23 protein-coding genes, 1 tRNA gene and 1 pseudogene are annotated in these 24,527 nt (G+C 58.7%); 10 read left to right on the forward strand and 15 right to left on the reverse strand.

Going from position 1 to position 24,527, the window contains the following annotated elements:
* Positions 1-14: 14 nt before the first annotated feature.
* The 10 genes from OQ248_RS26240 to OQ248_RS26285 form a co-directional block, all read right to left on the reverse strand.
* The gene (locus OQ248_RS26240) at positions 15-1,712 is read right to left on the reverse strand and encodes a putative porin (RefSeq protein ID WP_265814588.1); all 1,698 of its coding nucleotides are present in this window, start codon (positions 1,710-1,712) and stop codon (positions 15-17) included.
* Between the two features lie 39 nt (positions 1,713-1,751).
* Positions 1,752-2,456, reverse strand: coding sequence for an energy transducer TonB (locus tag OQ248_RS26245; RefSeq protein WP_119426244.1), 705 nt, complete (start codon positions 2,454-2,456; stop codon positions 1,752-1,754).
* 3 nt (positions 2,457-2,459) lie between these two features.
* The gene (locus OQ248_RS26250) at positions 2,460-2,885 is read right to left on the reverse strand and encodes a biopolymer transporter ExbD (protein ID WP_007955109.1); all 426 of its coding nucleotides are present in this window, start codon (positions 2,883-2,885) and stop codon (positions 2,460-2,462) included.
* A gap of 11 nt (positions 2,886-2,896) precedes the next feature.
* A complete protein-coding gene (locus OQ248_RS26255) occupies positions 2,897-4,696 on the reverse strand; it encodes a MotA/TolQ/ExbB proton channel family protein (protein WP_265814589.1) in 1,800 nt (599 codons plus the stop codon).
* A gap of 14 nt (positions 4,697-4,710) precedes the next feature.
* Complete coding sequence (locus tag OQ248_RS26260; protein ID WP_265814590.1) at positions 4,711-6,306, reverse strand: ShlB/FhaC/HecB family hemolysin secretion/activation protein; 1,596 nt, start codon at positions 6,304-6,306, stop codon at positions 4,711-4,713.
* A gap of 73 nt (positions 6,307-6,379) precedes the next feature.
* Entirely contained in the window at positions 6,380-6,991 is a 612-nt protein-coding gene (locus OQ248_RS26265; protein WP_265814591.1) for a transposase, read from the reverse strand.
* A 212-nt stretch (positions 6,992-7,203) separates the two neighbouring features.
* On the reverse strand, positions 7,204-7,605 hold the full coding sequence (locus OQ248_RS26270) for a hypothetical protein (RefSeq protein WP_265814592.1): 402 nt from the start codon (positions 7,603-7,605) through the stop codon (positions 7,204-7,206).
* Positions 7,606-7,777: 172 nt separating this feature from the next.
* Positions 7,778-8,986, reverse strand: a complete 1,209-nt coding sequence (locus OQ248_RS26275) for a DSD1 family PLP-dependent enzyme (RefSeq protein WP_265815148.1) — start codon at positions 8,984-8,986, stop codon at positions 7,778-7,780.
* A gap of 74 nt (positions 8,987-9,060) precedes the next feature.
* A complete protein-coding gene (locus OQ248_RS26280) occupies positions 9,061-10,389 on the reverse strand; it encodes a D-arabinono-1,4-lactone oxidase (protein ID WP_265815150.1) in 1,329 nt (442 codons plus the stop codon).
* A 76-nt stretch (positions 10,390-10,465) separates the two neighbouring features.
* Entirely contained in the window at positions 10,466-10,819 is a 354-nt protein-coding gene (locus OQ248_RS26285; protein WP_265814593.1) for a c-type cytochrome, read from the reverse strand.
* 266 nt (positions 10,820-11,085) lie between these two features.
* Between OQ248_RS26285 and OQ248_RS26290 the strand changes: the two genes are divergently transcribed.
* Positions 11,086-12,711 carry an NADP-dependent glyceraldehyde-3-phosphate dehydrogenase gene (locus tag OQ248_RS26290; RefSeq protein WP_134826661.1) on the forward strand — a complete coding sequence of 542 codons (1,626 nt, stop codon included), beginning with the start codon at positions 11,086-11,088 and terminating at the stop codon, positions 12,709-12,711.
* A gap of 46 nt (positions 12,712-12,757) precedes the next feature.
* On the forward strand, positions 12,758-13,798 hold the full coding sequence (locus OQ248_RS26295) for an FUSC family protein (protein ID WP_178083429.1): 1,041 nt from the start codon (positions 12,758-12,760) through the stop codon (positions 13,796-13,798).
* Between the two features lie 3 nt (positions 13,799-13,801).
* Here OQ248_RS26295 and OQ248_RS26300 read toward each other — a convergent pair whose 3' ends face one another.
* Positions 13,802-14,695, reverse strand: coding sequence for a DMT family transporter (locus OQ248_RS26300; protein WP_265814594.1), 894 nt, complete (start codon positions 14,693-14,695; stop codon positions 13,802-13,804).
* A gap of 139 nt (positions 14,696-14,834) precedes the next feature.
* Here OQ248_RS26300 and OQ248_RS26305 point away from each other — a divergent pair, with 139 nt between their 5' ends.
* Together OQ248_RS26305 and OQ248_RS26310 are read left to right on the forward strand one after the other, a co-directional pair.
* On the forward strand, positions 14,835-15,272 hold the full coding sequence (locus OQ248_RS26305) for an Lrp/AsnC family transcriptional regulator (RefSeq protein WP_064381847.1): 438 nt from the start codon (positions 14,835-14,837) through the stop codon (positions 15,270-15,272).
* A 40-nt stretch (positions 15,273-15,312) separates the two neighbouring features.
* Positions 15,313-15,639, forward strand: a complete 327-nt coding sequence (locus OQ248_RS26310) for a YceK/YidQ family lipoprotein (RefSeq protein WP_265814595.1) — start codon at positions 15,313-15,315, stop codon at positions 15,637-15,639.
* Positions 15,640-15,703: 64 nt separating this feature from the next.
* Here the strand turns inward: OQ248_RS26310 and OQ248_RS26315 are convergent, their stop codons facing one another.
* A complete protein-coding gene (locus OQ248_RS26315; RefSeq protein WP_027613775.1) occupies positions 15,704-16,375 on the reverse strand; it encodes a Bax inhibitor-1/YccA family protein in 672 nt (223 codons plus the stop codon).
* Between the two features lie 122 nt (positions 16,376-16,497).
* On the opposite strand from OQ248_RS26315, the gene OQ248_RS26320 reads away from it, so the two are divergent.
* Both OQ248_RS26320 and OQ248_RS26325 read left to right on the forward strand, forming a co-directional pair.
* Positions 16,498-16,585, forward strand: a tRNA-Ser gene (locus tag OQ248_RS26320).
* 733 nt (positions 16,586-17,318) lie between these two features.
* Positions 17,319-17,777 carry a hypothetical protein gene (locus OQ248_RS26325; protein WP_265814596.1) on the forward strand — a complete coding sequence of 153 codons (459 nt, stop codon included), beginning with the start codon at positions 17,319-17,321 and terminating at the stop codon, positions 17,775-17,777.
* Positions 17,778-18,273: 496 nt separating this feature from the next.
* On the opposite strand, the gene OQ248_RS26330 is transcribed toward OQ248_RS26325, so the two are convergent.
* Entirely contained in the window at positions 18,274-18,669 is a 396-nt protein-coding gene (locus OQ248_RS26330) for a hypothetical protein (protein WP_265814597.1), read from the reverse strand.
* A 175-nt stretch (positions 18,670-18,844) separates the two neighbouring features.
* Between OQ248_RS26330 and OQ248_RS26335 the strand changes: the two genes are divergently transcribed.
* From OQ248_RS26335 to OQ248_RS26345, 3 genes and pseudogenes are all read left to right on the forward strand, one after another.
* Positions 18,845-19,126, forward strand: coding sequence for a hypothetical protein (locus OQ248_RS26335; RefSeq protein ID WP_265814598.1), 282 nt, complete (start codon positions 18,845-18,847; stop codon positions 19,124-19,126).
* Positions 19,127-19,295: 169 nt separating this feature from the next.
* Positions 19,296-19,510: pseudogene (locus OQ248_RS26340) on the forward strand (hypothetical protein); the annotation flags it as partial.
* A 116-nt stretch (positions 19,511-19,626) separates the two neighbouring features.
* Entirely contained in the window at positions 19,627-20,172 is a 546-nt protein-coding gene (locus tag OQ248_RS26345; RefSeq protein ID WP_265814599.1) for an NADAR family protein, read from the forward strand.
* Positions 20,173-20,232: 60 nt separating this feature from the next.
* On the opposite strand, the gene OQ248_RS26350 is transcribed toward OQ248_RS26345, so the two are convergent.
* A complete protein-coding gene (locus tag OQ248_RS26350) occupies positions 20,233-20,673 on the reverse strand; it encodes a hypothetical protein (protein ID WP_265814600.1) in 441 nt (146 codons plus the stop codon).
* Positions 20,674-20,970: 297 nt separating this feature from the next.
* Here OQ248_RS26350 and OQ248_RS26355 point away from each other — a divergent pair, with 297 nt between their 5' ends.
* Positions 20,971-22,830 carry an ABC transporter ATP-binding protein gene (locus OQ248_RS26355; protein ID WP_265814601.1) on the forward strand — a complete coding sequence of 620 codons (1,860 nt, stop codon included), beginning with the start codon at positions 20,971-20,973 and terminating at the stop codon, positions 22,828-22,830.
* A 137-nt stretch (positions 22,831-22,967) separates the two neighbouring features.
* Here the strand turns inward: OQ248_RS26355 and OQ248_RS26360 are convergent, their stop codons facing one another.
* Positions 22,968-24,365 (reverse strand): hypothetical protein, encoded by a 1,398-nt coding sequence (locus OQ248_RS26360; protein WP_265814602.1) that lies wholly within the window; start codon positions 24,363-24,365, stop codon positions 22,968-22,970.
* Between the last annotated feature and the right edge of the window lie 162 nt (positions 24,366-24,527).

A 24,527-nucleotide genomic window follows, 5' to 3' on the forward strand; every position in this document is an offset into this window, starting at 1 on the left:
CCTCTCCCGGCGCCTTAGAAGCGCGTGTTGATCTCGAGCTGCAAGACGTCGATGTCGAACGGCGCGCCATACACCGCCTCGGTACTCATCCAGCGGCCGGTGGCGTAAACGTTCTTCGCCAGACCGTAGTTGCCACCGAGGATGTAGCCCTTGGCGTTGGTGCCGCCGAGGTGGAACGACGAGTCGTTGAAGCCGTCCGGCAAGGCATCCGGCTGGATGTACTTGTAGCCGGCGAACAGGTTCCAGTCGCCCTGCTTCTTCAGGTCCAGCGCGTTGCCCAGGGTGAACTGCACCATCCACGCATTGGCACCGCTTTCGATGTTGCCGCTGCTGTCGAGGTTGTTGACCAATTGCCCGGCCGCACGCTTGCGCATGTCGCCTTCGTCGTAGCCGAGGTTGTGGATGTAGTTGCCCTGGCTGCGCAGTTTGAAGTCGGCAGGCAGGTCCGCGTCCCAGACCAGGTTCAGATCCAGCAGGTTGAACTCCGAAGCCAGGCCGACGAATTGCGGCTGCGGCGTGGTGCTCGGGTTGAGCGGGTTCGGCGTGATGTCGCGCAGCAGGAATACGCTGTTGCCCTTCTGCATGAACGCCGCGCGGGTGCCGTCGCTGTCGCAGCCCGGCGCACCGGCCCACGGCTCGCAAGGGCTGGAGCGCTGGCCCTGAATGTCTTCGAAGCGGTAGTAGGCCAGCGCGCCTTTCAAGCGGTTGTTGCTGTTGATCGCCCACTTGGCGCCGACCTGCGCGCCGTACAGCCACTTGTTGTCGCTTTCTTCCTTGTCGAAGCCGTTGCTGGTGGTGGTGTCGCTGGTGTAATCCACCGGGAACGCGCCGACGGTGCCGAACACACCCCAGTCGCGGCTGAGCTTGTGGTCGAAGATTGCGGCCACACCGTCGAAGTTCAGGTCGTTGGAATACAGCATGTCGGTGGACATGAACGGGTTGGCGAAGCGGCCACCGGTCAGGGTCAGTTCATCCGACGGCTTCCAGGTCAGGTAACCCTGATCGAGCCAGATGTCCTTTTTGGCAAAACCGCCGCCGAGGCTCTGGGTGGTCGACACCGGGTTGTTGTCCGAGCCGGTGCCGATGCGGATGCCGGCAGTCCATTCGGGCGAAATCTGCGCCTTCATGCCCAGCCGCGCACGCAGGCGGAACAGGTTGGTGCGGTCTTCACGGGTGTTGAGCAACGGCGGCAACGCGGTGCTGCTGTTGGGGTTCACGTCGTACGGGCCGTTGTTGTTGAGCCGGGCGAAGTCGACGATTTCGTTGCTGTTGCTGCCCGAGTAGTAGCGCGATTCGTCGCGCAGACGGATGTCGCCGTCGAAGCTGATGCGTGACGCCCAGTCCGGGAAGGTGTTGGGCGCGGCCCAGTTTTCCTGCTTGGCGGTGGCCATGACTTCAGCCTTGACCTGATCACGGATCTGGTCGCGCACCGCGGCCGGCACGTATTGCACCCGCACATCGCCCGGTGCGGCGACCGGCCCGGCCGCCACGGCAGTGGATGCCGCAGCCTGCTTGGCCTGGGCCGCTTCGTTCTGGGCCTGGGCGATCAAAGCGTCGGCCTTGTCCTGTTTCAGAATGCCCTGCTCGACCAGCAAGCGGATCAGATTGATCGTGGCGTTCTCCGAGGGCGCAGGCGCTGCCGCGGCCTGACCGACCAGGGTCGCGATGACCATGCCGACCGCCAGGGACAATCGATTCACGTTGGAAATCATCTGCACACAACTCCTTTTCATACAGCTTTATGAATTCGGTTAACCCGGACGCCGCCCTTGCAGGGACATGCGCACAGGCAAGGTGATGGAGGCCGGTGGCCGTTCGCTCAGATGGGGCGCGTTACGCAACGCGGCCAGCACCTGACTGTCGATCTCGGGGTTGCCGCTGGACTTGACCAGTTCGACCCGGGTGATCTCGCCGACACCGCTCAACCACACATCGGCCTGCAGCGAGAACGCGAGGTTGCGCAGGTCCGGGTTCTCCCGAAGCAGCTTCTGGAAGGTGAACGCGAGGAACTGGCTATAGGTGCCGTTGCCCACACGCCCACCACCGGCGCCTGCCATGCCGCCGCCCTTGCCCGCGCCGATGTTGAAGGCGTCGTTGCCGCTCTGGGCGTCGCCGTCCATCTGCATCGGGTTGGCCAGGTCGTCCGCCGGCGATGGCGGCGCTTCTTCCTCGGGTTTCACTTCCTGTGGCTCGGGCGTCGGCTCCGGCTCGACGACTTTTTCTTCCACCGGGGTTTCCGGCTCCGGCGGTTTTTCCGGCGGCGGAGGTGGCGGTGGCGGCAACGGAATGATTGTCGGCACCTTCGGCGCCTCCCGGCGGATGCCGCTCATGTCGTTGGCCCACTGCCACAGGAACCACGCGGCAAGTGCACCGAGGATCAGCCCGACGCCCCACTTCACATAGCGCACTGGCGACTTCTTCACCGGCAGCGGTTCGATTGGCATCTGTGCAGTCATGACTCAGCCCTGCGTCGGTTTGCCGGTGACGAGACCGACCTGGGACAGTTCGAGCCGGCGCAACAGATCCAGCACTTCGATGACCTTCTGGTACTGCACCGTGGCGTCGCCGCGCACGATCACCGGGAAGTCCGGGTTCTGCGCCTTCTCGATGCGCAGGCGTTCTTCCAGCTCCGGCAGGGTCACCGGGTAGGCGTCGAGGAACACCTGACCGCCGTCGTTGACCGAAATCGCCTTGGTCTTGGCCTCGGACAGCGACACCGCGGCGCTGGCCTTGGGCAGGTTGATCTGGATCCCGGAGACCTGTGCGGTGGCGGTGAGGATGAACATCACCAGCACCACCATCAGCACGTCCACCAGTGGCGTGATGTTGATGCTGTCTACCGCTGCATCTTCGTCATCGTCGTGGGAGGCATTTACGGACGCCATGTCAGTGCTCCTCAGGCCGGTACGGAGTGGTTGGCGTGATAACCGCGCTGATGCGCCGCTTCACTGGACTGGCCTTCGCCGTGCATCTCCGCCAGACGGGTGATGAACTCGTCGACGAACACGCGCATGTCGGCGCTGACTTCCTTGTTGCGGGTGATCAGGCGGTTGTAGCCAAACAGCGCCGGGATCGCGACGAACAGGCCCATGGCCGTGGCGAGCAAGGCTGCAGCCATACCTGGCGCGATAGCGTTGATGTTCACGTCACCGGCCATGGCCGTGCCGAGGAACACCACCATGATCCCCAGCACGGTGCCGAGCAGGCCGATGTACGGGCCGCCGGCGATGGCGTTGGACAGGGTCGAGAGTTTCGAGCTCAGTTGCTGGTTTTCCCGGGTGCGCACGCCGTCCATGGAGCAGCGGATCGCTTCGATGGTCGCGGCGGAGACGGACGAGGTATCGGCGCCCTGCTCGCGGCGGGTGCGGATTTCTTTAACCGCCACTTGATACAGGCGCCACAGCGGCGAGTGCTGCAGACGCTGGGCGAGTTGCGCGTCGTCGGCGAACATTTCCAGACGAGTGCCGACCTTGGCGAATTGCACGCGGAAGTCTTCGTTGGCAGCGGTGACGCGGCTCAGGGTGCGGTTCTTGCGCAGCATGATGATCCACGACTGGAACATCATCAGCACCAGCACCGCGATGATCACCCAGGCGTCTACAGGCACGGCGTTGAGCAGGAAGCCGAGGCTGCCGAAACCGAAGCCGGACTGTTCTTCATCGACGCCATAAGCCACCAGTTTCGACTCGGCGCCCTGGGAAGTGGCGTCGGCCAGCAGCAGCGGTGCCGGACGGGCGACTTTCGACAGGCGCAGTTCGTCGATGGCGCCCACGAACGGCTGGAAAGGACCTTCGTGCAGGTCGGCGCCAATGGCCATGACCGAGTTGAACGCCGGCATCGCTTGAGCCAGCGTCGCACCTTCGCGACCGTTGATGTACAGCGTCACTTTCGAACCTTCAGCGGTCAGTGCGACGTGTTGCCATTGACCCGGATTCAGCGGTTGCGTGGCCACGGTGCGCTGGCCGTCGATTTCCACGAACGGCACGCCCTGATTCACCCCGACCAGCAGGCTGTTGGTGCCTTCGCGGCGGGCCAGGATCAGTTGCTCGCCATTGGCCTGATCCAGACGCAGCCAGGCACTGAAGGTGAATGCGCTACCGGCGTTGTGCTGCAACGACGGACTGGCCGGCAGCAGCAATGGCTGACCGCTGAACTGCAAGGCCCGCCCTACTACGCCGTCAATCGCGGCGCCGGTCGCGCTCTGCGCGGTGTTGCCGTAGGCGGTGGTGTCTTTGGCCGGGGTGCCGGTGGCGCCATCGAAGTGATAAAGCGCGGTGTAATTCGGATCGAAAGTGAGCTGGCCGTTGCCGGTGGCCGGGGCTTTCTGGTTGCCGTAATACATCCAGATGTCCTGACGCTGACCGCCCTCGACATTCGGCACGTCGACCCAGATCAGCGCCATGCCCATCAGAGCATCGAAACTTTCGATCTGGTGGTTGAGCACGGTCTTGTCGTCGGCTGCGACGAAGCGCAGGTCCGAGCCGTCCTCTTTCACGCCGTCAAACGTGAAGTTGCCGGTGTGCAGGCGCACCAGCAGCGCGGTGCGGCCGAGGGCCTGATTGATCCCGGCACCTTGTGGCGTGGTGTCGACGGCAATCTGTTTGCGGTAATGCCAGTCGTCCTGCCACCAGGCCTGAGCCGTGGCCGGGAGCACGAAGCCCAGGCAGATCAACAACGAAAGGAAAAGGCGCTGCATGGAGGTGCTCCTTGTTAGAAAGTGGCCTGTAGGTTGAAGTGCAGGCGCGATTCCTGTTTCGAGGTGTTCGGCCCTTCGAGTAGCGGGTAGCCCCAGTCGACGCTGCCGGACAGCCATTTGCTCAGGCTGGCGCGGGTGCCGAGGCCGACACTGGCCAGGGCGTAACTGGCGTCCTGATCCGGCAGTTCGTCGCGCAGGTACAGTTGCGCGCCTTCGGCGAAGGCGTAGAAGCGCCAGTCCTGCATCCAGGTGCCGGCGTACCTGGCCAGGGACGGTGTGCGGACTTCCTGGCTGAGCAACACGCCGTCATCGCCGGTGCGTTCGGCGGCCAGATAACCGCGAACCGAGGTCGCGCCGCCGGCAGAGAATTGTTCGTTGGAAACCAGTGGCCCCGACGCCAGCTGGAACGCGGCTTTGCTCGCGCTCTGCCAGTCGTTGTCGAAGGTCCAGGTGAAACTGGTGTCGCCCTTGAGCACGGCAAAACTCGGCTTGGCGCGGTAGCGCTTGTAGTCGAATTCTTCGTCGGAGCTGCCGTAACCGAAGATGCTGCGGGTAGCCGCAACGAGGCTCAGGCCGAGGCCGAGCTGGCTTTTTTCGGTGTAGCGATAGCCGTTGTAGGCGAAGGTGAACGGCGCGTATTTCAGCGGCACCTTGTCGCTCTCGCCGGACAGGGTCAGGCGTTCGTCGAAGTCCTTGAAGTCGATGCCGGCCGACAGCGAGTTCGACCAACTGCCACTGGACGGGATGGTGTAAATCGCCGACACGCCGTAGGAGTGACCCTTGCCGAGCACGTTGCTGCCGCCGATGGTGGCGACGTTGCTGTCGGACTGGTAACCGGAGAGCTGCACACTCCAGCGGTCGGTCAGCGGCGCGGTGTAGGAGCCGGACCAGACCTTGGCGTTGTCGGTGTCCTGCGGCGCGGTGAAGTAGGTCAGGTTGATGCTGTGGCCGAGTTGCCAGAGGTTGTTGTAACCAAGGCTGGTGACGGCACGCAGCTTTTCGGTGTCGGCGCTGTAGTCGTTGTTCAGGCCGACGCTGGCGGTCCACGGGTTCTGGTCTTCGACCTGCAGATCCACATCCATGGTCCCGGGGCGCTGACCTTCGCGCACCAGCGGCATCACCTGCCGGCCCGGAGTCTTGTTGAGTTGCGCCAGTTCGCCCTGGACCTTGGCGAAGTCCGGCACCTCGCCTTCCTTCAGCGCCGGGACGTTGTCGCGGATGTCCAGCGGCGAATAGTGTTTGGCGCCGACCACCCGCACCCGGCCGACCTTGGTTTCGCTCACTTGCAGGTAGACGATGCCGTCGGCCACCGCCTGCTCCGGCAGTTCGACGAACACCGATTGATAGCCGCGTTCCTGATAGACCTTCTGCAAGGCATCCCGCGCGCCTTCGATGTCACTCAGGGCTTTTTGCGGGCCGAGGAACGGGTACACCGCTTCTTCGATGGCCCGGGCATCGAGCACAGTGTTGCCGCGCACGAAGTATTCGTTGACGTCCACCAGACGCTGCGCACCTGCGTTTGCGGCCTCCTCGGCGAACGCCGGCTGCACGCCGGCCGTCACCAGCAGCCAGCCCCACAGCGCCAGCCGTGACGTGAAAATCTGCTCCACACTACCCCCTGAAATTCGCGATGACCTGTTGGCGTCTCGGCGCCCTGTGTATTGCGTCGGTTGCTGGCCGCCGTCAGTTGCTGACGTGCGGGGCGCAGGCGTGTTTGCCGAGCCAGGTGTGCAGCAGCGCGAAGTTCAAGGAGAACTCGGGCATTTGCAGCAAGGCACCGCAGAACACTTCGCCAATGATTTTCTGAATGAGCAGCACCGCACGAGGCTCGTTGAGCAGCGTGGCGATGTCGCGACTGAGGACGTTGTAGCTCCAGACTTTCTGGTTCAGGCCCAGGCCGACGAACCAGCGGAACAGCAGGTTGTAATTGAGTTGCTCGAACAGCTGCTGCTCGCTCGGCACCGAATACAACAGTTGCAGGAGCAGGATGTGCATGACCGTTTGCGCCGGGATCAGCATGCCGGGCTGGGCGTTGAGGTCGTGCAGGAGATCGCTGTGAGCGTCGAACAGGTCATCGATCTGCGGGCGCAGCAGCACCAGCGAATGCCCCGGCGGAATGTAGCTGGAGACCTCTTTCAAGGCGCCCTGCCAGTCATCCTGCGACACGATCCAGACCCACGGCGCGCCGTAGCGATACACCGAAACCGGCTTCTTGCGCGCGGCTTCGACGATCTTCGACAGGCGTTGATCGAGTTCCTGCATGCCCACTTTCGAGTAGCGTTCCATAGTCCCCATTGCCTCACTCCCGGCGTCCCGCCTCGGCTTGTGAAAAGCGCCCAAAGGGCCCCTCAAGCGCGTTACATAGGCATGACCGGACTGGCGATGTGCTACCGAACTTTTGTCATGAAAGCTTCATTAATGAGTTGGAGCAGGCCCTGAAGACGTAAAAAGCGCGGGGCGAGCCTGTTCGCTCCCACGCCTTGGGTAGTGTTGAAAAACGCATAGAATCAGTTTTTCATATTAAATACACCGTTGGTGAGGTCTATTTGTTTAGGCCCCGCCGGATCGCTGTCGGGTGAAGCAGCCATTTCGAGATTGAACATTCCATGGATTTTCAACACCTCCTCCTCCTCGATGGTGACAGTCAGAGAGCCAGATTTCTCGGTATAGAAAAAGTTGTAACTGTCAGTCAGGACGTGAAATCTGATTGTGGGCAACAGCTCATCTTTAAAGGTCTTTGTACCCTTAAACCTTTCAAACTCCATCGTCAGCGTACTATAACCCTTGGGGCCAATAACGTCGGAAACATCGACTTTAATCACTTTTCCGACTTCGCTGAGCGCAAGTTTGTTCGCCCTGAAGTTACCATGTTTATTAGTTTCGAAGGTAAAACTACCGGTAGTCGCCATTTGCATCACCTATCTATAAAAGGAGTGAATAAAGAACGCCTTAAGGTAATACTCGCCCCTCAAATATGGTGTTCTGAAGCAAATTATGGCGCGCTCAATACACACCCCGTCTACTGTCAGACCTGACAGTAGACGGGGTCTGCTATTGGTAGCACGCTGCCTAATTTAGTCTTCAGGTGTAAACCGGCCACACATCAACAATCTTGCCCCCCCGCACCGCCAGCAGATCACCGAATTGCAGCAATACGGCCTCCGTCTGGGTTGGTCGTAGAAAGACCTGATCTTCTACGTTCAGCCCCACGGCATTCGAACCATTGACCATCTCCTGATTCGAACTGCGCCCGTAAACACCATTGCTCTGAAGCCCGGACGGCGATTCGAACTCGGCCATCCAGTTGCCGCCGTAGATGAAAAAGGTCTGGCGCTGGTTGGCGTCCCACCACGAAAACAGTTTCGACTTTTCGTCCAGCGCCGGAATATTCACTGCCCCAGTGCTTTTCAACACGGGGGTGGCGATGTACGCGGCCGGTTCATGTTCGACCAGCGACGGCAAGTCGTAATGAGTCGGCTTGAGCATCGCCGTCCCCACCGACACTTCACTGCTCAATTTTTCATTTTCATGCATGCGATAACTCGGGCTGCCGGCGGTGTTCAGGCACAAGCCGTCATGCCACAGCGCCGGATATTGCTGCCGGGTGAAGTCGACGCAGCGCTGATAAATCACCATCACCTTGGCGAACAGCTCCTCGGGAGAGCCGAGAATCCCCGGCACGCCCATGCCCACGAACGGGTCGTAACCCATGAACCCCGCGAACTCCAGGTGCTGCGGGTTGGCGGCGATCAGCGCGAGCATCTGCCCGAGCACGCTCACGTCACTGACGCCGCCCCGGTGCAGGCCGACGTCCAGCTCGATGTTGATCCGCATCCGCGCGCCCAATCCCTGGGCCAGTGCGAGGTATTGCTGCAGGCGCTCGGGGTTGTCGATCAACCATTGCAGTTGCTTCGCCGGGTCGAACGGGCCGTTGTGGGTCTGGTAGAACAGCTCGGCAGAACGCACCGGCAACGGCTTGCCGAGCAGGATGTCGGACTGCGGATAGACCTGTGCATCGTGATTGAGAAACGGCTGATGAAACGACATCAACCGTTGCGTCCCGGCCCTTTGGCCGATGTAGCTGAGCAGCCCCGGCGACGGCAGCGATTTCTCCACCAGCCGCAGCTGCTTGCCCGCGCGTTTAACCGAGCGCATCACCACGTCGATGTTGTGGTCGAGGCGATCCAGATCGATCAGCAACACCGGGCGCATCGGGCCTTTGGTCTTGAGCTCGTTGTTCAGCGCCCGGAAATATTCACTGTAGGGCCCGCCGCGATCCCCCGGCCGCAGCCATGCGCCAACGCCCACCAGTAAAGCGCCGACACCCAATGTACCGAGCACGAAATTACGTCGATTGACCGCCATCAGCTCACCCCCAGAATCGACGACAGATGCCCGTTGAGAAACTTGCCGCTCGGGTCCAGCGCCTGGCGTACCTGAATGAATTCCTGCCAGCGCGGGTACAACGTCTGCAACGTGCGCGCGTTGAGCGTGTGCAACTTGCCCCAGTGCGGGCGGCCGTTGTACTTCCAGAAAATCGGCTCAACGGCTGCGAAGAAGTTGTGATGGTCCATCTGATAATGCTGATGGACCGAGATCGAGCAGCTGTCACGGCCCTCGAACATGCTCAAAGGAATGTCGTCGGCCTTGACGTACCGGTACTCGATGGGAAACCAGGTGCGCAGGTCCTTGTCGCGGATCAGCTTGAGAATCTCGCGCAGGCACGCCGGGCCATGTTCGGCGGGCACCGAGTATTCCATTTCGTTGAAGCGCACGGTGCGCACGTTGGCGTAGATGTCGAACGAATCGCCCACCCGATCCTCGAAACTCGCCAGATGCCGCAGGCTGTTGAGCAGCGAACTGCGCAGGCCCGGGAAGTCGCTGCCGTACTTGTCGATCTTCTCGATCAGGGTCACGAACTCGTTGCCGCCCTCCTCTTCGGGCGGGATCGGCGGCGTGGCCGGGTCGGTGGTTTCGTTGAGGGCGATGGACAAGGCGTAGTCGGAATGGGTGACGACGAGCATTTCCCAGTGCTGGTTTTCGCTTGTGTTCTTGTCGATGTCTTCCAGCAGCTCTTCGGTCTTGGCGATCCATTGGCGTTCGCGCAGGCGGTAGGCCGGGCGGTTTTGCAGGCGGATTTTGGTCGCCACGCCCAATGCGCCGAGGGACACCCGGGCGGCGTTGAACACTTCGGGATGACGCTGGCTGTCACAATCCAGCACCTCGCCGCTGGCGGTCACCAGTTGCATGCCGCAGACGTGGGCGGAATAGGACTGAAAGGTTTTGCCGGTGCCGTGAGTCGAGGTGGAAATCGCTCCGGCGAGGGTCTGGTAGTCGATGTCGGCCATGTTCTGCAGGGCCTGGCCGACGTCCTTGAGCGGTACGCCCATACGCGACATCGGTGTGCCGGCGGCGAATTCGGCTTGCAGGGTTTTCGGGTCGTGATCGAGCAGACCGTTGAAGTAGCTCAGCGACAGCAGAGTGCCGTCGGTGGGCACTAGCGCACTGAAGGAATGCGCCGAGCCGACCGGGCGAATCTTGCCCGGTGCCTGCTGAATGATCGTCGTCAACTCATCGAGATTCTTCGGCGCCACCCGCGCCGCCGGCAGGCAACTCTGGCCGCCCGACCAGTTGCGCCACGGGATCAACCGGGGCGCGCGCATCAATTGGCCCAAGGCCGGATTCGTCGCCAGCGCACTGAAAGCGCCGACGATGCTTGCCCGTTGCAACAGCTGACGTCGAGTCAGATCCATCGTCATGCGCGCACCCTTATTGTGGCAGCGGTTGATCGGCCATGAAGCCGATCAACTGAAGGAATTGTTCTTCCGAGCATTCGACGCACTGGCCCATCGGCGGCATGCCGTTGTAGCCGTTGATGGCGTGGTCGAGCAGCGTGTCCGCGCCCTGCTGGATGCGTGGTTCCCAGGCCTTGCGGTCGCCGGTCAGCGGCGCATTCGCGGCGGGGTTGGCGTGACAGAGCTGGCAGCTGTTGGCGTAGATTTGCGCCAGCGCCGGGTCTTTGGGAATGGCGTTGTTGGTGCTGGCCGGGGGTTTGGGGTCTTCGCCACAGCCGGCCAGTGCAGCGGCCAGCATCAGCGGCCACATGATTCGGGATGCCCGCATAACGATCCTCGCGTGGGGTGCCACTTATTGTTGTGATCACACCTTAAGGCAGCGACGGCGTCGGGTTGAGGGCAATGCGGGCCAGTGAAGGGGGCAAACGGGGACAGTCGGGATGCCTCTCGGCATCGGCTAAGCGGTGACAATTTTACTGAGCCCTCTGCCCTGCGCCTTTGCGTGACATTCGCGTGACATTTGCGGGTTTAAATTGCAGCGCGTTCAGGCGTATAACCTGTACAGACTTTTCAATTGGCAAGCAGGGTAGCGACATGACCACAGCAAACATCCTTGGCAATCTGTTCCCTTCTGTCAGCGACATCCCGGAAAAATACCGCCTCGACGGTCAAGTCGAACAACGCGAATACCTGGTCGATGGCCAGTTGCGCCGCTGGGACGGCCCGCTCGCCACCGTGCGCAGCCCGGTCTATCTGCACGGCGAAAACGGCGATGAACAAGTGATTCTCGGCAGCACGCCGCTGCTGGACGCCGACACTGCCCTCACCGCCCTGGATGCCGCCGTGCGCGCCTATGACCGCGGCCAGGGCTTGTGGCCGACCATGCGCGTGGCCGAACGTATCCAGCACGTCGAAGCCTTCCTCGGGCGCATGCGCCAACAGCGCGACGCCGTGGTGAAACTGCTGATGTGGGAAATCGGCAAGAATCTCAAGGACTCGGAAAAAGAGTTCGACCGCACCTGCGACTACATCGTCGACACCATCAATGCGCTGAAAGAACTCGACCGCCGCTCCAGCCGTTTCGAGCTGGAACAGGACACCCTCGGCCAGATCCGTCGCGTACCGCTTGGCGTGGCGCTGTGCATGGGGCCTTACAACTATCCGTTGAACGAAACCTTCACCACGCTGATTCCGGCGCTGATCATGGGCAACACCGTGGTGTTCAAACCGGCCAAGCTCGGCGTGCTGCTGATCCGTCCGCTGCTCGAAGCCTTCCGCGACAGCTTCCCCACCGGCGTGATCAACGTGATCTACGGCAGCGGCCGCGAGACCGTCAGCGCGCTGATGGCCAGCGGCAAGATCGACATCTTCGCGTTCATCGGCACCAACAAGGCCGCCAGCGACCTGAAGAAACTGCACCCGAAACCGCACCGTTTGCGCGCCGCGCTGGGGCTGGATGCGAAGAACCCCGGCATCGTTCTGCCAGAGGTGGATCTGGACAATGCCGTCAGCGAAGCCGTCACCGGCTCCCTCTCGTTCAACGGTCAGCGCTGCACTGCGTTGAAAATCCTGTTCGTGCATGAAGACGTGGTCGAAAGCTTTATCGAGAAATTCAACGCCAAACTGGCCAGCCTCAAACCGGGCATGCCGTGGGACAGCGGCGTTTCGCTGACGCCGCTGCCGGAGTCGGGCAAGGTCGATTACTTGCATGGTCTGGTGGCCGATGCCCAGAGCAAAGGCGCCCAAGTGGTCAATCCGAATGGCGGCGAGTCACGTGAATCGTTCTTCTATCCGGCGGTGCTGTACCCGGTGACGCCGCAGATGCGCGTGTATCAGGAAGAACAGTTCGGCCCGGTGGTGCCGATCGTGCCGTACCGTCACCTCGATACCGTGATCGACTACGTACTGGAGTCGGACTTCGGCCAGCAACTGAGCATCTTCGGCACCAACCCGGTGGCGGTCGGCCGTCTGGTGGACACCTTCGCCAACCAGGTCGGGCGGATCAACCTCAACGCCCAGTGCCAGCGCGGCCCGGACACCTACCCGTTCAACGGCCGCAAGAACTCCGCCGAGGGCACGCTGTCGGTACACGATGCGCTGCGGGTGTTTTCGATCCGTACGCTGGTGGCGACCAAGTTCCAGGAACCCAACAAGGATCTGATCAGCGAGATCATTCGCGGACGCGATTCGAACTTCATCGCCACCGATTACATCTTCTGAGGAGGAATCACCGCTGAGCACTTTCAGCCCTCACCGCTGGCCGCCGCTGTTGCGGCGGATTCTGCGGCCATTGCTGGACCCGTACCGCCGCTACCGGCACGCGCGATTGATTCATGCGGTGCGGGTGGCACTGGGGTTGCTGGCGACAATCCTGCTGACCACCGGCATCAACCTGCCCCACGGCGAATGGGCGTCGGTGACCATGCTGGTGGTGATCGGCGGTTTGCAGCATCACGGCAACATCGGCAAGAAAGCCGCCGAGCGCGCCACCGGCACCTTGATCGGTGCCGGCGTCGGTCTGTTGCTGGTGGCGCAGCAGGCGTGGTTGGGAATGCCGTGGCTGACCTATTTTGCAATGGCGGTGGTGTGCGGATTTTTCTCGTATCACGCCATCGGCAAGGGCGGCTACACCGCCCTGCTCTCTGCCATTACCGTTTTTATCGTCGCCGGGCATGGCGACAACCCGATCACCGACGGGCTGTGGCGCGGGGTCGATATCCTGATCGGTATCGCCCTGGCCCTGGCCTTTTCCTTCGCCCTGCCGCTGTATGCGGTGTATTCGTGGCGCTACAACCTGGCCGATGCGTTACGCGATTGCGCCACGGTGTACGGACGGATCATCAGCGGTGAGCCGGTTTCCGCCGATGAACATCTGAAACTGATGGGCCGGTTGAACACGGTGATGGTGCAACTGCGTTCGCTGATGCCGTCCGTGTCCAAGGAAGTGAAGGTCTCGATGACCGAACTGGACGCGATCCAGCGCAACCTGCGCATGTGCATCAGCACCCTGGAAATCCTCGGCAATACCCGGCCGGACACCAACGACCCTGAAGCGATGGCGCATCTGCAATCGGCCTTGAAGGCCGAGCACCGGCAGATCCGTGTGCAACTGATCGGCATGGCCCGGGCCTTGAAAACCGGTGCGACTCAGCGCCTCGGGCGCCCGGTGGAATTGCCGGATGCCAGCCTCGACGCGCCGGTTTACAGTCCGTTGGACGGTTATCGGCTGCTGACCCGGCAACTGGCGTCCAACATCGGCGAGATGCGCCAGCGCCTGGCGAAAACCGCACCGCGCTGGAACATCTGAGGGTTACTGCGCCGCCAGACGCCGCGACTTGAAGCCCCAACCCTGTTGCATCCCGGCGGCGGCCAATAGGATCGCTGCCACGCCAACCCACTGCAGGGTCTGCAGTTGATGGCCGAAGGCAAACCAGTCGACGAAAATCGCTGCAATCGGATAGATGAACGACAGTGCGCCGGTCAGTGCCGTCGGCAGTTTCTGGATCGCGCCGTAGAGCAACACGTACATCAGACCGGTGTGAACGATACCCAGCGCCACCAGGCTGGCCCAGGCACTCGGCGCCTGTGGCAGCGCGTTCAAGTGGGCGAACGGTGCCAGCAGCAACACACCAGTGCAGACCTGTATCAGCGCGATCAGGTGTGGCGGCGTGCCAGTCAGGCGCTTGATGATCAACGCGGCGATGGCGTACAGAAACGCCGCCCCCAGCGCCAGCGCGATGCCCATCAGGTAATCATTGCCGCCCTCGCCTTGGCCGCCGTGGGCACTGACGATGGCCAGCATTCCCATAAACGAAATCGCCAGCCAGAACAGCTTTTGCAGGGTGATCTTCTCCCCCAGAAACAGCGCCGCCAATCCCACCAGCATGAACGGCTGCACGTTGTATACCGCCGTGCCGATGGCAATCGAGGCCCGTGAATAGGAGGCGAACAACAGCACCCAGTTGCCGACGATTGCCACACCGCTGAGTACTGCCAACAGGAATGTGGTGCGGGTCAGAATGCCTGGGCGCAAGAAGCCGAAAGCGGCGCAGATCAGCAGCAAGGTGCCGGCGCCGAATACGCAGCGCCAGAACACCACGTCCAGCACCGGTTGCCCGGACACCAGCACAAACCAGCCGATCGTCCCGGATATCAGCATGGCAGCGGTCATTTCAAATGAGCCGCGACGGATTGTTTTGTCCATCATCAATCTCCTTAATGTGTGGCAAAAGTATGCCAAGCGGGACCGGAGCTTCTCCAGCGCAAAAAGCAGGCTAAACTCGATTTCCGCCTTTTTTATCAAGGGTGGTTTGCGTTATTCGCCTAATGCGGGAGTTATTTGTATGACCGACGATATCGACCAGATCCTGATCGGAGCCTTGATGGAAGACTCCCGGCGTTCGCTCAAGGCCCTGGCGCAGATCAGCGGGTTGTCCTCACCGAGCGTGGCCGAGCGCTTGCGGCGGCTGGAAGAGCGCGGCGTGCTCAAGGGCTATACCGTGGAGATCGACCCGAAGTGCTTCGGTTACCAGTTGCAGGCGATTGTCCGCGTGCGGCCGTTGCCGGGACAGCTGCAGGAAGTGGAACGGCAGATCCTGTCGATTCCCGAGTTCACCGAGTGTGACAAGGTTACCGGCGAGGATTGTTTCATCGCCCGCCTGCATGTGCGTTCGATGGAGCAGCTGGACACCTTGCTCGATCGACTTAATACGCTGGCCGAAACCAACACCGCGATCGTCAAGAAGACTCCGGTCAAGCGACGATTGCCGCCGATGGCGTGAGCGGCGTAGATTGCTTTTTTTCCAGCGAAGGATTCGCGGCATGAAAATTCAGGTAGTGATACTGGCGGCATTGATGCTGACAGGTTGCGGAACCATACAGACCGTAGCGCTCAGCGATAAAACGAACGTCGATCAGTTGAAGGCGAAAAAAACCTACTGTGGTGCCGTACCGCGCATTTATAGCGGCGTGACGTACGACTTCTGCATGCTGCACGCCGAAAAACCGGATGACGTCGATGCGTTCAACTACAAGAACCCGTCCCTGGGGCTGGTGGTTGATGGCGCCGTTTCCGGGGTGCTGGATACATTTCTGTTGCCCTACACTATTTACAAGCAGCACGCCGATGGCAGCATGATCATCAACTGATCACGTTTTTGCAGACAACAAAAAACCCGCTTTCGCGGGTTTCTTGTTTATAGCGGTGTAGCGATCAGTCGTCGCGGCTCATGATGCCGAAGATCTGCAACAGGCTGATGAACAGGTTGTAGATCGATACATACAGGCTGATGGTCGCCATGATGTAGTTGCGCTCGCCGCCGTGGATGATGGCGCTGGTCTGGAACAGGATGCAGACCGACGAGAACAGCACGAAACCTGCGCTGATCGCCAGTTGCAGGCCGCTGATCTGGAAGAACATGCTCGCCAGCGTCGCACCCAGCAACACGAAGAAACCGGCGGTGATGAAGCCACCGAGGAAGCTCATGTCCTTGCGGGTGATCAGCACGTAGGCCGACAGGCCACCGAACACCAGTGCAGTCATCGCGAACGCGGAGCTGACCACTTCAGCGCCGCCCTGCATGCCCAGGTAACGGTTGAGGATCGGGCCGAGCAGGAAACCCATGAAACCGGTCAGGGCAAACGCCGACACCAGGCCCCAGGCCGAATCACGGAGTTTGTTGGTGAGGAAGAACAAGCCGTAGAAACCGATCAGCACCACGAAAATATTCGGGTAGCCGACGCGCATCTGCTGGGCCACGAAAGCCATCACACCGCTGAAAGCGAGGGTGAGCGCCAGCAAGCCGTATGTGTTGCGCAGGACGCGGCTAACCTCTAGCTGCTCAGCCTGCACGCTGTTGTGAACTGCGTAATCCTGTTCGCGCATGGCGACACTCCTGTTGGTTTGAAACGTTCAGTCGCAAAGATGATAACAGACGCTCTGTAACAAGCCATGCACAGAGTTTGACAGTGTGTTTCATTCAGGTATTATGGCGCCCGCAACGCAACGGAGGTGTGGCCGAGTGGTTTAAGGCAACGGTCTTGAAAACCGTCGACTGTAACAGGTCCATGAGTTCGAATCCCATCGCCTCCGCCATATTTGATACGACAAAGCCCTGATTATTCGGGGCTTTGTCGTTTCTGGGGTTCTGAAAATCATGCGCCCGTCAGGATGCGTTCCATAACTCACCCGGCTTTCACTTCTCCCGGCGTCCTGCCGAACAAAACTCTCGTCCCGCTAAAAAGCTACTTTCGTTGACATCGAAACCTTCCTACCCTTAACCAAGGAGATGGCGATGTCTAAATCGAATGGCGGTAAAAGTAGAACAACCCGACCGTTAAGTTCGGCGGTTCGAAAGCACCACCACCACCAGCAAAACCTGTCAATTACTACCGGTAAGCCTTCAGGCGGGGGATGAGGCAACGCACCAGCTAAAGGCAAGTAAACCTTTGCAGTGAGGCCAGCTGATTTCCCCCTCCTCCCGCCCCTTTGCTTTCCTTGGCACGAATTCACTTGTTTTGCCCAGGTGTGCCGCCTTCGACTCGGACTGCTCTGCCTCACCTAGAAGTCATTCAGTTGATCATGGCTCGCCCCCTGGAGACAACGTTGTACCCTGCCAAGTGCATCATTGATTGAAACCAAACTTCCGGATTTAATATTTATTAAATTTAAGTATAAGCACAACTCCCCCACCACCTATGCTATCCCCAAGAGACCAGACACATAACATTTACAGCCATTTTAAATATCACTTATCCCATTTAGTTGGAAAACCACGAATCGCAACATAAAAAACAAATTCAATACCACCAAGTAAGGGAAATGCACAATGAGCGACAACAAATCTATCGCCGAACCTAGCTCAAGCGGATCTATCGAAATTGGCGCCGTACCTGTAATCCTACGCAAGGCGCGAGACTTCAACGCCTCAAGGCATGTCCAGATTGGCGTATTGCCCTTCGGGAACGACGTAATCCACAACGCGCCTCCATATACCAACACTGACAACTCCGTTTCATACGATATTACGTTCGTCTCCAATGCTGACTATGAAGTGTATGTGGAATATGCTGCACTAACTAGTCGGCCATGCACCCTCTATTGGGACAGCAAAATTTTTGGCAACGACACCATGGCACTTGCAACAGGTGGATGGGAGGAAAATTTTCAGCAATGGGAGAAGCAAGGCGTGGTTTCCGGCGTGAAAGGGTTGCACACACTAAGCATTAGCCGAAATGGCGTTTTTCCTCATATAAGAACAATTAAGCTTGTGCTCATAAACGGCTAATTTTTTGGACAAAACCTTGAATAAAAGGTACTGATATATATTTCTTGGCTTGAGTTTGAAGCCCGGTCAAGTTTTGAGTATCAGTCGAAGTTCAAATCACGAACATAGGGGTGTATCTGAAAACGTGTTTTAGATTCGAGGAGTTGTAGGGAGGAGCGGACACTGAAACGAAGACCTCTACTGACTCTCCAAATCCAGCCAGTACTCTTCTTGCTTTGACGGAAATCGGCTGGCCCCACGGAAGGATAATATTTATTACTCTGTAGACAAGTGCGCTCGGCCATGGGGTTAAAACATTGGCTAATGCGACCCTCATATTTATCAGCGCGAAGGTATTATTTGATGGATTCTCCAGCGCTTGGTTGAGGGCGACTGTAAAAACATTTTGGTTCGTGGCCATATCCAGAACGCGCTTATTCGATAATTTGGCTAGTTATTGGTGATGGCGCGCGAAGAACCGGGCGTCCCTGGCCTTGCTGTGTCTCCTACACAGCACCTAAAGAGAGGCAGACTCAGGGAAGTGTTTTAGGTAAGACGCAAGCTCATCTTTTGAATGAGGTATGTAGAAAGTATTTGAACGAGAGTTTTTAACGATCTTAGTGAACGCCTCGCGGACGCTTGTCAGTGGAAGAAAGATGTTTCCTTCACTGAAGCCACTTTTGATTTTTGCCGCACCGCTATCGACGTAAAGCTGGACACCCTTGAACAGGATGCTGCGTGTTTTCAAAAGGGTTCTAACGTCAAGTTCCTCGATTTTTTCGAGATAAGGCTTAAGATCGTCAGTCGAATTGAACGACCAAAGCTGCAGGTGTTTGCTTTGGCGATGAGCGATCCAAAACACCCGACAAAACTCGTTATAACGCTCACTGTGCTCATTTGAGTGGTATTGCATGGGCGATCCTTTGCTCATCAATTATATAAAATTTGTCTATGCCAACCAAAGGACCGGGGGATCCGTTGTGCCAACAAGAGGCTACTATCGGAAGGGGTGGCGTGCTACTGGATATTCGTACAGTCTGGAGCCCAGGGTAAATTTTTTCCTTTCAGCGTGAGAACGGGTCATGAGGATGATTAAGCGTGCTGCCACCGCCGTATTGGCGCTTGCGCTTTCAGGGTGTGCCGGGACGGATTTTACGTACGACGAAGCTAGAAAAGTGAAGGCAGGAATGACCGAAGATGAGGTGACCCAGATCATGGGGCCTCCGTACTCTGTGGTGTCGCGATCTGAAGGGCAAATGTGGGTCTGGAGTCATGCGAACGGGATGACCGATGCGAGCCGTGTGATTTCATTCAAAATGGTAGACGGCAAGGTTGCCGAAGTGCCGACTATCCCCGCTAGCTTTAAATAGGAATGACCTGCATGAAATTGTTCGCAGGAACGTTGTTGGTAACGCTCTTGGTGGAGGTGCTCCCACAAAAGGCAGCCACTTAATAATCGTGATCCTTGCTTAGATTTTGGCGCCCCTGAAAGCTCAGCCTCTAATGGTTGTCTGGAGCGACGGGCCTGAGCGGTTCGTCATTTTCCCCGTAGCCGACCTGCCGAAAATGTTCTTTGATGGCGCACTGCTTGCTCTTCTCGGCTTTTATTTGAACCCGCTTACCCGAAGGCCACTGGTTACGCCGGCCTGAAGGACCTCGTGCTGACAATCATGGTGATGTACGGCTTACTGGTTTTATTGTTTGTCGTGAACGTCACCGTCTCGCTCGCTACTCAACCGCCAGTGGCGCCCTGACTCACCTTCTGCCCGCCAGTGTCTGTGCGAAAAAACGCTTAACGCAGATCAGGCAGTTTTGGTGTATGTCGTGATAAAACTGTCACCTCAAAGCCCAATTGCCAAGGAAGCATTCATTGCAAGACTCCAAATACCTGGAAAACCTCCGCTCACGCTTCAACGCTGGAGAGGATCTGAACTATGTCTTTTTCTGGGGACACCAGCGAAGCAAGCACGGCGTCACTGCTTCGTGCTTCAGTCAGTGGTTCGAAGCCGAATTCGTTGCAGACGGGCAACGCTACGCGACTGCCGAACATTTCATGATGGCCGAGAAGGCTGCCTTGTTCGGCGATCAGGACATTCGTGCTCAGGTGCTTTTGGCGCCCACACCCAACGCAGCCAAGGCACTTGGCCGCAAGGTGCGCGGCTTCAACGAACACGATTGGCTGGAACATCGATACGAGATTGTCGTCCGGGCCAACCGGGCCAAGTTCTCGCAAAACCCGGAACTGAATGCATTCCTCAAGGAAACCGGCTCCAGCATCATCGTTGAGGCAAGCCCGGTTGACAGCATCTGGGGCATCGGGCTTGCCCAGGATCACGAAAACGCGAGCAACCCCAACCTGTGGCAAGGCCTGAATCTGCTGGGGTTCGCGCTGATGCAGATCCGCGACGAAGAATGAGTCGCCCAGGTCGCGGCGATTTGACACCGCGACCGGCGCACAGAAGTGAAATCGGAAACCTTACGCGGCCGCCCTCTCGTGCTCGCTTTCATGGACGTAAATCCACGAGATACCCGATGGTGAGTTCTCATCAAGACGCATGAGCGCCGAGTCGACTTTCTTCTTGGTGATCCCGTCCTTGACCAGGTCGAACACTGTCAGGAAGAAGCCACCGGGTAGCGGCGTGATCGAGAGATTGGTGATATGCGATTCGGGGCTCCCGGCACGCTTGCCATGCAGGCCCCAAAGTCGCTCCCAGTAGTCGGCCCGTTCCATGATCTGGCCATCCGTGAGCACCACGCGAAAATCGTCTGCCAGCGCATCGTACAAAGGTTTTATGGCGCCTTCCGATTGCGAAGACATGCCGCGTGACCACGGAAAAAAGAGGTTGTACCAGCGATACACCTCGGCTTCGACGAGCGCTGTTTTGTCTGAGGTGTCGAGTACTCGATTGCTTGCCATCTGCGTTCTCCTTAACAAGTAAAAAAGGCGCGGGATCTCCGTTACGCATCGAACGAACGATGCCCCGCGCCTTTCAAGATCCATCCTGAAAGCTGCGTCACCGGGCTCGGCTAAAGTGATGGTTTTCCAAGTGCTGCTGTCACTTCGCTGACCCGGATAAAAAATAGTCTTTACCCTGTTGGATAGTATTGAGAACTGACCAATGGTCAAAGATGGCCGAGCGATCGCTGTCCTCCTATCCGGGGCCAGCGACGAAGATGGCATACTCCCCTGAACCTGATCATTTCGGAGACCCTTATGCTTCGCGTGTTTGAACGCAGGCTTGATCCTTTCCCGCCCGACGAGGCGCCGCCACCGCCCGTTGGCCTGATGCGTTTTCTGTGGGCCTGCACCCGGGGTGCCCGTGGCTACGTGCTTGCGCTGGCGCTGCTCAGTGCCAGTGTGTCGATCTACGAAGCCTGGCTGTTTTCGTTTCTCGGGCAAGTAGTGGACCTGCTCTCGACCTGGCAGGCCGGCGGCGCCGCGAGCGGTCAGGAAAGCCGTGTGCTGTGGGGCATCGCCATCGTCTTGCTTACGAGTATTGGCCTTGTGGCGTTGCGCACGATGGTCCAGCACCAGATTCTGGCGATCAACCTGCCGCTGCGCCTGCGCTGGGACTTCCATCGCCTGATGCTGCGGCAAAGCCTTTCGTTCTTTTCCGACGAGTTCTCCGGCCGGGTAACGACCAAAGTGATGCAGACCGCGCTGGCCGTACGCGAAGTCCTGTTCACGATCATCGAAATAGCCCCCGGCATCGGCGTTTATTTCATTGCGATCATCGCCCTGGCCGGTGGTTTTGCCCTGAAACTGATGCTGCCGTTCATTGCCTGGGTCGCCCTGTTCGGTCTGGCGATGCTGTATTTCGTGCCGCGCCTTGGACAGGTCGGGCAGGAACAGGCCCATGCGCGCTCGTCGATGACGGGGCGTATTTCCGACGCCTACACCAACATCACCACCGTCAAACTGTTCTCGCACTCCAACCGTGAAGCGCACTTCGCGCGTGCGGCGATGGAAGATTTCAAGCTCACCGGTTTTCGCCAGATGCGTCTGGTCAGCCAGTTCGAAATCGTCAATCAGGCCCTGGTCGTCGGGCTGATCCTGGGTGCCGGCGGTTATGCCCTGTGGCTCTGGCATCAGGGTCAGGTCGGTGCGGGTGCGGTGGCCGCGATCACCGCCATGGCACTGCGGATCAATGGCATGTCCCACTGGATCATGTGGCAGATGACCTCGCTGTTCGAAAACATCGGCACCGTGCAGGACGGCATGGCCACCCTCACCCGTGGCCCCAAGGTACAAGACGCGCCCGACGCCGGCGCGCTGGTGCCTTCCGGCGGCGCGGTGACCTTCGACAAGGTGCACTTCAACTACAACGGTGAGCGCCAGGTGCTCGACGGCTTGAGCCTGCACATCCGCGCCGGGGAAAAAATCGGTCTGGTGGGCCGCTCCGGGGCCGGCAAATCGACGCTGATCAATCTGCTGCTGCGCTTCTACGATGTCGACAGCGGTACGATTCGCATCGATGGCCAGAACATCGCGCAGGTGACACAGGACAGTCTGCGCAGCGCCATCGGCATGGTCACTCAGGATACGTCGCTGTTGCACCGCTCGATCCGCGACAATATTGCCTACGGGCGCCCGGACGCCACCGATGCGCAGGTTCACCGCGCCGCGATCAACGCCCAGGCCGACGGCTTCATCAGCCAACTGAGCGACCGTCAGGGTCACACCGGTTACGACACCCTGGTGGGCGAGCGCGGCATCAAGCTGTCCGGCGGCCAGCGCCAACGTATCGCCATCGCCCGGGTGATGCTCAAGAACGCACCGATCCTGCTGCTCGACGAGGCCACCAGTGCACTGGATTCCGAAGTCGAAGTCGCCATCCAGGAAAGCCTCGATGAAATGATGCAAGGCAAGACCGTCATCGCCATCGCCCATCGGTTGTCGACGATTGCCGCCATGGACCGGCTGATTGTCATGGACGAGGGCCGCATCATCGAACAAGGCACCCACGCCGAGCTGCTGGAACGAAACGGCACCTACGCGCGGCTCTGGCAGCATCAGAGCGGCGGCTTTCTCGGTGAAGATCAAGGGCTGGATGAAGCAATGGACCGGGCATGAACCGTACCGGGCCCCTTTCCCTGCCGAGCGCTGAAATTTTGTGAAATAGGGACAGATATTTTGCCCCCATCGAAACGACAAAGCCCTGAATAATCAGGGCTTTGTCGTTTCCGGGCTTTCTGGATATTACAACCAGGTCAACGCCCCGGGCACTTCAGGACTTCGCCATTGGCAGCGCCGCAACGGATGAGATCCCTGACGTCCGGGTTTTTAAAGTAGTCAACGTGCGCGTTCAGGGGGCTCTCCATGATCAGGAGCTTGGGTGCATTCTGCACAAATACGTCTGTCACATCGATCCGCGGCCGCCCTCCCGGCGTAGCCTCAGCGTTAGCGTACCAACTCGGGATATGCCAGGTGAGCAGGTCATTTGTGTCATTGAAAGAGACTATCTGAAGGCCATCGGTTTGTTTTCCGGTCTTCGTTTCTACGGTTGATTTTAAATCTGCGAGTTCCGAAAGAACATTTCCGTACACAACCGGTCCTGCGTTTTCTTGCGACTGAAACGAGAGAGCATCAAATTCACTTACAGGAAATAACTGCCGATAAAAAGGATGTGCAACGCTATCACTGGAGCGGGCCAGTGGCGGAACTTTGGCCAAACCCAGCAACGAAAGCTGATTCGCCATCATGTAGAAGGCAGGCGTATTCGTGATCATGTTTTCGATGAATCCCTGAGCGCTGCTGCGTTCGCTGTAGGGAAAAGGGTTGGTCTCACTGTCTTTTGTCCGGTCCATCAGGTCGAGGAACATGTCGTAAGTCATGCGACTGCCCAGACTGTGGGTCACGAATAAATTCTTGTGCGGTGTTTTTTCACTTTCCTGCGCAGAGGGCCATACACATTTTTTATCCTTGTCCGTAGGCGTGATGGCATGGCAAATCCCCTCTGCAAGCCCCCGCACCATGGTCTGCCCATAGGTTCCGGTATAGAGAATGGCATCGGACAAGTTCCGGTCAAAAACCTGCTCCTTGATTGTTTTGTCGAGCAAAAGCCTTGGTGGCGCCTGTACCGTTGCAGGAATTTTCGGGTTGGGGAACTCAATGCATGGCTCGCGTTTTTTATTTGCGAAAACAGACGGCGAGTCATATCCAAGCTGATTGCTTTTCAGCCATCGGGTCAGGGGTGACCAGGTAATTTCAATCGCCTCTACGCTCACTACGCGGTCCTTGTCAGGCAGAGTCAGAGAGTAATTTCTTTTGAGGACGTTCACCCCTGAGTGTGGGTCTTCTTCTCCCCCCATAAAGACGTTCACATAGATGAATTCATCAGATTTGATTCCGTCGGGTACGGGTTTCAATCCCATCGCAGCAGCGTTTTTTTCATTCAACCAGCCGTCAGGACCCAGGGCGTAACCCGGACAGTGATCTCCTACACCATGAACAAAAAACAGCCTCACAGGGGTGTTGTCAGGGAGCAGTTTATGTAACGGTTTTATAGAGCCTGGAGAGTTATCGCTGGCATTGTAGATAAGAGGGGTGGACGAGCAAGCGGTCAAACTCAAAACGATAGTTGCGCAGAGCGCGCGCGAGATGTTCATTTTCAGACTCCTTGCCTATGGATGCAGCTATCCACTCATGGGCATTGAAGTCATGCAGATTTGAGGCTGGCGGAGTGCACACAGATGCCCATGTTCAGGTTAGGTGTGAAAACCATGGCTGCAACCTGCGTTTTGAGAATCGTATTAAAGCTCGCACAAGCG

It is taken from the genome of Pseudomonas sp. COW5, from assembly GCF_026240005.1.
Classification (GTDB): domain Bacteria; phylum Pseudomonadota; class Gammaproteobacteria; order Pseudomonadales; family Pseudomonadaceae; genus Aquipseudomonas; species Aquipseudomonas kribbensis.

Bases quoted from the DNA above. Each gene is read 5' to 3' on its own strand.
- OQ248_RS26240 (WP_265814588.1), bottom strand. From the start codon at position 1,712: ATGATTTCCAACGTGAATCGATTGTCCCTGGCGGTCGGCATGGTCATC.
- OQ248_RS26245 (WP_119426244.1), bottom strand. From the start codon at position 2,456: ATGACTGCACAGATGCCAATCGAACCGCTGCCGGTGAAGAAGTCGCCA.
- OQ248_RS26250 (WP_007955109.1), bottom strand. From the start codon at position 2,885: ATGGCGTCCGTAAATGCCTCCCACGACGATGACGAAGATGCAGCGGTA.
- OQ248_RS26255 (WP_265814589.1), bottom strand. From the start codon at position 4,696: ATGCAGCGCCTTTTCCTTTCGTTGTTGATCTGCCTGGGCTTCGTGCTC.
- OQ248_RS26265 (WP_265814591.1), bottom strand. From the start codon at position 6,991: ATGGGGACTATGGAACGCTACTCGAAAGTGGGCATGCAGGAACTCGAT.
- OQ248_RS26270 (WP_265814592.1), bottom strand. From the start codon at position 7,605: ATGGCGACTACCGGTAGTTTTACCTTCGAAACTAATAAACATGGTAAC.
- OQ248_RS26285 (WP_265814593.1), bottom strand. From the start codon at position 10,819: ATGCGGGCATCCCGAATCATGTGGCCGCTGATGCTGGCCGCTGCACTG.
- OQ248_RS26290 (WP_134826661.1), top strand. From the start codon at position 11,086: ATGACCACAGCAAACATCCTTGGCAATCTGTTCCCTTCTGTCAGCGAC.
- OQ248_RS26300 (WP_265814594.1), bottom strand. From the start codon at position 14,695: ATGGACAAAACAATCCGTCGCGGCTCATTTGAAATGACCGCTGCCATG.
- OQ248_RS26305 (WP_064381847.1), top strand. From the start codon at position 14,835: ATGACCGACGATATCGACCAGATCCTGATCGGAGCCTTGATGGAAGAC.
- OQ248_RS26310 (WP_265814595.1), top strand. From the start codon at position 15,313: ATGAAAATTCAGGTAGTGATACTGGCGGCATTGATGCTGACAGGTTGC.
- OQ248_RS26315 (WP_027613775.1), bottom strand. From the start codon at position 16,375: ATGCGCGAACAGGATTACGCAGTTCACAACAGCGTGCAGGCTGAGCAG.
- OQ248_RS26325 (WP_265814596.1), top strand. From the start codon at position 17,319: ATGAGCGACAACAAATCTATCGCCGAACCTAGCTCAAGCGGATCTATC.
- OQ248_RS26330 (WP_265814597.1), bottom strand. From the start codon at position 18,669: ATGCAATACCACTCAAATGAGCACAGTGAGCGTTATAACGAGTTTTGT.
- OQ248_RS26335 (WP_265814598.1), top strand. From the start codon at position 18,845: ATGATTAAGCGTGCTGCCACCGCCGTATTGGCGCTTGCGCTTTCAGGG.
- OQ248_RS26350 (WP_265814600.1), bottom strand. From the start codon at position 20,673: ATGGCAAGCAATCGAGTACTCGACACCTCAGACAAAACAGCGCTCGTC.
- OQ248_RS26355 (WP_265814601.1), top strand. From the start codon at position 20,971: ATGCTTCGCGTGTTTGAACGCAGGCTTGATCCTTTCCCGCCCGACGAG.
- OQ248_RS26360 (WP_265814602.1), bottom strand. From the start codon at position 24,365: ATGAACATCTCGCGCGCGCTCTGCGCAACTATCGTTTTGAGTTTGACC.